General features: G+C 57.7%; 3 protein-coding genes. All 3 read right to left on the bottom strand.

Annotation, left to right across the window (positions count from 1 at the left end; translation table 11 throughout):
• The coding region (locus IPM54_19610; GenBank protein MBK9261999.1) for a toxin at positions 1-4725 on the bottom strand (4725 nt) is incomplete at its 3' end.
• 264 nt (positions 4726-4989) lie between these two features.
• Positions 4990-5856 carry a transposase gene (locus IPM54_19605; protein ID MBK9261998.1) on the bottom strand — a complete coding sequence of 289 codons (867 nt, stop codon included), beginning with the start codon at positions 5854-5856 and terminating at the stop codon, positions 4990-4992.
• Positions 5796-6515: a transposase zinc-binding domain-containing protein gene (locus IPM54_19600; protein MBK9261997.1), complete on the bottom strand. Its 720-nt coding sequence runs from the start codon at positions 6513-6515 to the stop codon at positions 5796-5798. The genes IPM54_19605 and IPM54_19600 overlap by 61 nt, the downstream gene beginning before the upstream one ends.
• Positions 6516-7134: the final 619 nt, after the last annotated feature.

Here is a 7134-nt window from a genome sequence, read left to right as displayed (position 1 = left end):
CCGATCGCCTGGCTGCAGACCACGGTATCCTGCGCCTACCGCATCAATCTGATGGGCTGTATCCCTTGCTGCATCCGCAATTGCCTCCGCTCGTCGCAGCGTTCCCAGTGCCGGGACAAATGGAAGTATTGCTCCCGCTGCATCAAGCCCCACGTCTTCTGCCGCTGACCACGAGGGCTTTGCACCGAAGATAAAGGCACTTGCGCCTAGCGAGACGTAGTCGCCACCATAAGGAATCGGTGCACCTGCAGCACCCACACCAGTAGCCACAAGTTCAGCCCGATCGGCTGTATCACCCTGTTTCCACGCCGATTTAACAGCCTCAACGATCCCGACGTCCGAACTCGGCCGAAAGTCTCGTGCATCCCATATTTGCCCCTCAACCATGAAGAGAGGACTCTTCGGTCTTGGAGCACCGTCTGGGGTTTCATGACCCCTGATGCCCCTTATGTGCTCGACAGTCGTAACTCCGATGCGAATGGGTTCACTTCCCATACGAATGGGCACAATTCTATTGCCTTCTGTTTGTACATACCAACCAGCACCGTTCGAGCCGCTTTCCGCCCAATATTGATTTCCACCCCAAGTCTTCTCCAACCGCGAGACATACTTCTCTTCTTTGCTTGACCCTAGATACGTCGTTTTGACCTCGGTACCACTTGGGTCCATGAAGTAGACAGGATTGTCCCGCCCATACCGATAAAGATTCACCCCATCCACCATCCCGGCCGGATCCGCGCTCGTCCATCTCCCGAGCCAGCACGCGTAATACCGCGCCCCGTGGTAGTACAGCCCTGTTTCCTCGTCGCGCTCTTTCCCGGTGTATCGATATCGCTTCGCGGATACCTCGATGCTCCCATTTACCGCGCGGTATGCGCTCGTCCCGTACGGATGGTATTCCTCGTACGAAATAACGAGCCCATTCTCGTCCACTTCCAGCGTCGCCGATCCCAGGTGGTTGCTGCATTGGAACCGAGTCCGTGAAACCACCGTCAAGTTTGGCACGTCCGCATCGATTGTCTTCGTCTCGACCATCGCAATGCGGCGCGTGTCGTCCATGATGTGCAGCGTTTCGCGCTCCAAGACGAGGCCGTTTTCGTGACGCCGATACAGCTCGAATCCGCCGAGGTAAATCCGTTCCTCGGTAATTCCGTTATGCACCCACACCTTGCGCACGCGTTGCCCCGACGCGTCGTACGTGAAATACACATCGCCCGCGCCACTCTTGACGACGTGCGCCAATTGATCCTTGAAATCCCATTCCATCGTCGGCAGGTGCGACATGTGCCGCATGTTCCCATGGTCGTCCGGGTCGTACGTGTCGCTGTACGGATCCGCTCCCGCGCCCGACAAACTCATCGCTTGCAAGCGATTGCTCGAAGTCGCCGTCGTATACTGCCGCGTCCAATTCGCCGCTGAATTCAGCGTGGCATGGACCATTTCTACAAAATTACCCACGGCATCGTACGAATACGTTTCCGTATAATTGCGCATCGCTTGCGGATCGTTTGGATTCGGCGCATTCACCAGCGAAAAACCATACACATCATGGTCGACGCTTGCATTTTGCCCCGCATGCTCACGCCCGGTCGCGCTAATCAAGCGGTATATCGCATCATATTCGTACTTCCAAATCGGCTCGATGAGCTCACCGTTGTGGTAAAACGAATTCTGCGCCAGGTCCGCCATTTCGACAATGTTGCCCACCGCATCGTAGAAGTAGCGCAGGTCCTGCAAGATGACCGAATCCGAGGTTCGCGTCGTTTTGATGCGTTTTACCCGGAACGTGAGCTCATCGTATTCGTATTCGGTGACGACGCCGGCCCCTTGGGTCACGTCCCCATACGCTATGCGCTCGCGCTGGCCTTTTGCGTCATAATCGATATCGTCAACAAAAACGGTCGCATTCTGCGCACCGCGAATCTTTGCTTCGACCCTTTCGAGCAGCCCTGCTTCATTGTACGTGGGCGTAACGATGCTTTGATCCGGCGTTTTCATGCTCGTCGGCCGATTCAGCGCATCGTAGGTCGTTTCCTGGACAAACGTTTCCGCCTCGAGCGGCACCGCTTGCGACCAATCGAGCTGCCCGCTGAAAGCCGCTGCGAGCTGCCGGTGTGCCTCCAGCAAATTCCCCTTGAAGTCGTATTCGACGTTCGTTACGGCGCCCGCGCCGTCCTTGATTCGGTACACCTTGCCGCGCAGGTTCGCGACTTCAGGATTCGGCTGGCTCTCGCCGTAGATCGTTTGTTCTGCAAGCTTTTCGGGAGGTGGCTCGGGTGGCGGAGGCTCTTGCGGATCCGGCTCTTCGAGCACCCACAATTCGGTTCGCCGATGCAGCACGTCATACACCGACGTCACGATATGCCGGCGACTGTCCCACCCTCGAATGGGATTGCCCACGGCATTCATCAGCGTCCACCGCTCGCCCGCATCGCAGGACTTCGTGTACAACGTTCTTCCGAGCAGGTCAAACTTGTTTTGAGCCGCAACGTTCCCTCGCGCATCGACGGTTTGTACGGGGTTCCCCTCGATGTCCAGCTCCGCGGTCGTCGCGTACTCGGCACCGGGACCGTTGTTTTCGATGCCGATGGCAGGCCGGCCCAGCGTATCGAAATGCACGATCCCCGGCGTTCCCGCGTGCGCTTGCGTCAATGTCGCGGCGCGTTGATCCTGCGCCGAAGGCGTCGGCGTCGCCGTCGATTGCCGTGCCGCATGCCACGCATTGCCCGCGTCGAGCACCGTGTCGTTGCCGTCCCACGTTGATTGTTTCCACGACGTGAGTTCCACGCGCGAAACCGATCCATCCGGCATTTCCGTGCGAATGAGTCGCCCGAGCGGGTCGTACCGCAGAATGGGCGTCACGCCCCACTGCACCAAATCGTCCTCATCCTCATATTCATGCGTGGACGAGAAAAACGGCTCGTATTGCTTGATTGGATTACCCTTGTTGTCCAATACGACGCGCCCCGTACCCACCCACCGCGGCGACGCGTTTTCCAATACGAGGTTCCCCTCGAGGTCTTTTTCCAGCTCGCCCGTTATTTCGTCCCGCACCGGTGCAAGCCCCGGTTCGGCCTGCACCTTTTTCATCAATTCGCCGCCCAGGCCATCCAAATACGTATAGCTATGCTGCCAAGGCGATCCCTCGTCACCGTGCTCTTCGCGCACCGCGCTATGCACCATGTTCGGTTTGCCATCGTTTTGCCAGCGGTCCAAATCGTATTCGAATGTCGTCGTCGGGTCTTCCAGCGTATCTCCATCGGAGCCACCCACCTTGCCCATGACCGCCGTCGCAATGACCATCCCCAATTCGTCGACCTTCACGGCGCTGCGATTGCCATTCGGATCCGTCACCAGGACCGGCCCGAGCACCCGGTAGTCGTTTTCAACGGTCACGATGTTGCCCAACGCATCTTCGACCGCATTCACCAGCAAGCAATGCGTGTCGTACGTGATCGTCGTCGGCGTACCGAAAACATCCCGTACCTCGACGGCGAGGTAAAACTTCGCCGGATCAAAAATCTCCCGCCCTGTGGGTAGCCAATACAAACCGTTTTCTTCGATGTATCCCGCTTCGTTCGACGTCACGAGCGCAGTGATCGTTGCCAGGGGTATTGGAGGCGTTCGACCCGCAAACGCATCTGCCAACAGGCCCGGCGTAAAAACAAGCGCATACGTTTCGTAGGGCAATGACAACGCATCAATCTCACCAAACGGGAGCGCGGTCGGGTTGGGCCCGCCAACCGTCAAGCTATCGTAATATCGTTGCTTCACGTGCTCGACGAGCCGTTTTTGCAACGTGTTTGCCGTCGGCGCTACCTCATACGAAATCACCGTAGCCGCATTCACGGCCGCTTCCACCGCGGCAAACGATAACAGCGTGCTCTGCGTCGTGGGTAGCCCCGTCAATTCGTACGTTCGCGTTTCAATGGGCATACCAATGCGATACCAATCCGCTTGCGCGGGCTCATTCTTGATCACCGTTTCCGTGACCGTCGCGAGCAAACCTTGCGGCAGATCCGCGGGCGATACCGGAATATTGCGTCGCGCATACGCAATCGACGCCGATTTCGTTACCTGCCCATACGGGTCCACCGCGAGCGCCAGCGTATGCACGACGCGCGGGTCGCTCGCATTGCGCTCGTAATGCACGTCCACGCTCTCGTGCACGTACGCGAAGAACGAGCCGTACCGATTCGGCTTCGACGGCTGCACCGGCAGAATGGCTGGACAAACTTCCGTCACCTTGTACGGATGCGCTTCCAAGGCCGACCCATCCAGCGCATACACCTCTTGCCGAAGCATCTGCCCCTTCAGCGCTCGACAAGCTTCTCGAATGTCTTTGACCGACAAACCTGACGGGACGAACCCATCAGGCAACTCCGACGCTGCCGCATCACCCGCGTAATACTCCTTCGCAAACTGCTTTGTTATGCGCGCCTTGTCCAGAAATGCGCCCGTATGAAACCATGTTTTCGTCAGCACCGGCGGAATGTGAAACTCTTCATCGGCAGGCGGAGCATCCGCGAATAAACCCTTGCCACGGTCAGCGGAAAACGACTCCGCATCGAATTGCTCGACCAGGCCAAACCCGCGGAACTCCCGCTCTGGCGCATCGTAATAGCCGTGGTGATATTTGTACGTGCTGACGAATCGCACTTTGCGCACGGCGTCGTACGTTTCGGTCCGAGCGAGCACGTGCACCGGGAAGGACAAACGGGTCACCCATTTCTTGCCCGCTTTCAGATCGTCCAGGTAAAACCTCGTCGGTGCCTAGGAAAATTAGCCTCGAAATTCCGGCATTGACGCGTCGACAGCGCCCTGCGTCATCTGCGGGGATTTGTGTTCTCGCATGCATCCAGACACGGGGCTTCTTCGCGGGGTGCTTTTCCGTGTTCGTTCGCGTTGATTTTTCTTGACCCGCAGACACTCGTGTGCATCGGCGCTGGCAAATACGAGCGCAATCTCACGCAAGATGCGTCCGCGGTATCACGCGTGACGCGCCTTCGGAAACGGTAACGAGAGCTGCCCGAGCGGTGCTCTGCTGCGCCTCGGTGGCCCTCGCGCAGACAAACCCGCCCGGGCCAAACCTTCACGAATGGCGTCGGCGGTCAGCGCAACTTCGCGCCATTTCATTCGACCTGCGCACTTTGGGCAAACGTTGACGTCGATAGCGAAAACGTGCCTGAGCAACCATGCCCAAGGCTTGCGGCGAGCATGCTTCACGTCGACTTCGGGCTCGTCGAAGAGCTTGCCAAAGAGCGGAAGCTGCACCGAGTTTGGCACGGTATTCTCCTGCAGCGAGACATACGGCTTCGCCGATGCAACAACTTGCTCGCGTAATGCCGAATTCGGCGCCAAGACTCCATGGAACCGGATCATATGAAATCGCGGCGGTGGGACCATGGCACATATCCGCGCCATCAATCCGTACGGATCGAGCGTCACGTAACGCGTGCCATCCTTCCACGCCTTCTTCAATTCATAACGCAATTCATCCCCATCACCTGTTTCAGTCAATCGCTCCGTCGCTATCGGCGGCCTCGCCAAGTATCGGCATATTCGCTCCACACGCTTGCGATCCCGACCATCGATTGCGTCACCCGCATACACATTGAAGCCATCCACGATGACCGCACATGCACCTTTGCCAACGCGCGGACCATCCACGACCTGCTTCTTTGGAGCTCGCGCTGCTACGTCATAACATGCCCCAAGCGCCGGTTCGATTTCGCTCCCCTCCTCGCCACTCGATTCACTATCCGAAGTTCGTCCTCTTTTCTCCAAAATCGCCTTCACCTTTTTCGCCGTCCGCGCGGCAACCTCGTACACCTCGTCTTCGGTCGGACGAGGCAAACGGAAAAAATCGCAACCCTTCGCCGTTGTCGCCTTTCACATACACACCATCGAGCACCAACGTGAAAATGGACATTCAGCCGCAATGCCGAGTCGAATCGCTGAATCACGGTCACCGTGCCCGTATACGCTTGCTCCACACTCGACAAATCCAATACACGTTTCGCTCGCCAGCGATAACTGCGCTGCAATTCCCGAATAAACATGTCCAGGACCAATGCACATATTTCCCGGTCGTACCCCGCTCGAACGCGTAATTCCCACGGAAGCGTCAGCACCCATTGCCGTATTTGCACTCTGGGAATCACGCGCTCCGTCAACCAGACCGCCGTGTCACTCATTCGCCGTCCCAAACACGACGGGCAAAACCCGCGATACTTACACGAAAATGCCACGAGCCTATCGAATCCACATGACTCACAAATCGCCCGAATGAATCCGTATTCCAGAATGCCACAACGCAAATACCCTTCGACCTCATTCACGACAAACTTCGGCAAACTCCCGAATTCCTCCACACGCTCGCGAAATGGCGACCAATACTCCTTCACCACTCGATAGAGGACTGTTTCCTCGGGCCGGTGTCGCTCGTACCGGTATTTCTCTGCGTGTTCGGCATGTGCAAACTCGAGCATGCCCGCGCGTTGTGCGCGAAACATGCCAATTTTTTCCTCACGTTTTCCCGATGGTTTTACATAGCGCTACCTGGCGGCCGCCATGGCGGGACCTGGCGGCCGCCACCCCGCCGCCAACTGAAGCCTTGCGTCGACCCGCGACCGTCAACCGCTCAACTCAAAAACTCCAAAATGATGCCCCTCGAATACTTCGGCACGACCAGCTTGAACTGCCGTGCCGTCACGCGTATCCTGCCCCGACGCACATGCACACAGTACTCGTTCGCGTTTAGATACATAGCCAATTTGCAGTCGCGCAGGTCCTTCTTACGCATGACGTGGTGCACCCGCGCTGCCTTTGGGTCATAGACCTTGGGGTCTATGGGTGGCTCATTGAGAAACTCGGGCTCGGTGCAAATCTCTGGACAGCCCTTCTTGCAAGGATACCTGAAGCCCGCAAGATCGGAGCGAAGCTCGACATCGATGAGCGGCGTCTCCAGCAGCGCGTCCCCGAGTTTGATGTAGATCCTGTTCGCCCCATCATGTCGAGGCCTGTGCTTCGCACGCCACCCTTTCCTCCAGATCCCACGCTCAATGCTCGTTATGGGACCGCGTGATTGAATGGCACATGGCCGCCTGCGCCCTCGCAGTGGCCCTCGCGCCG

It is taken from the genome of Polyangiaceae bacterium (assembly GCA_016715885.1).
Classification (GTDB): domain Bacteria; phylum Myxococcota_A; class Polyangia; order Polyangiales; family Polyangiaceae; genus Polyangium.
The sequence above is the reverse complement of the archived record's forward strand: the minus strand, read 5'-3'. Positions and strand labels throughout refer to the sequence as shown.

Excerpts from the sequence above, each read along its gene's own strand:
- IPM54_19600 (MBK9261997.1), bottom strand. The coding sequence starts at position 6,515 with ATGTTTCGCGCACAACGCGCGGGCATGCTCGAGTTTGCACATGCCGAA.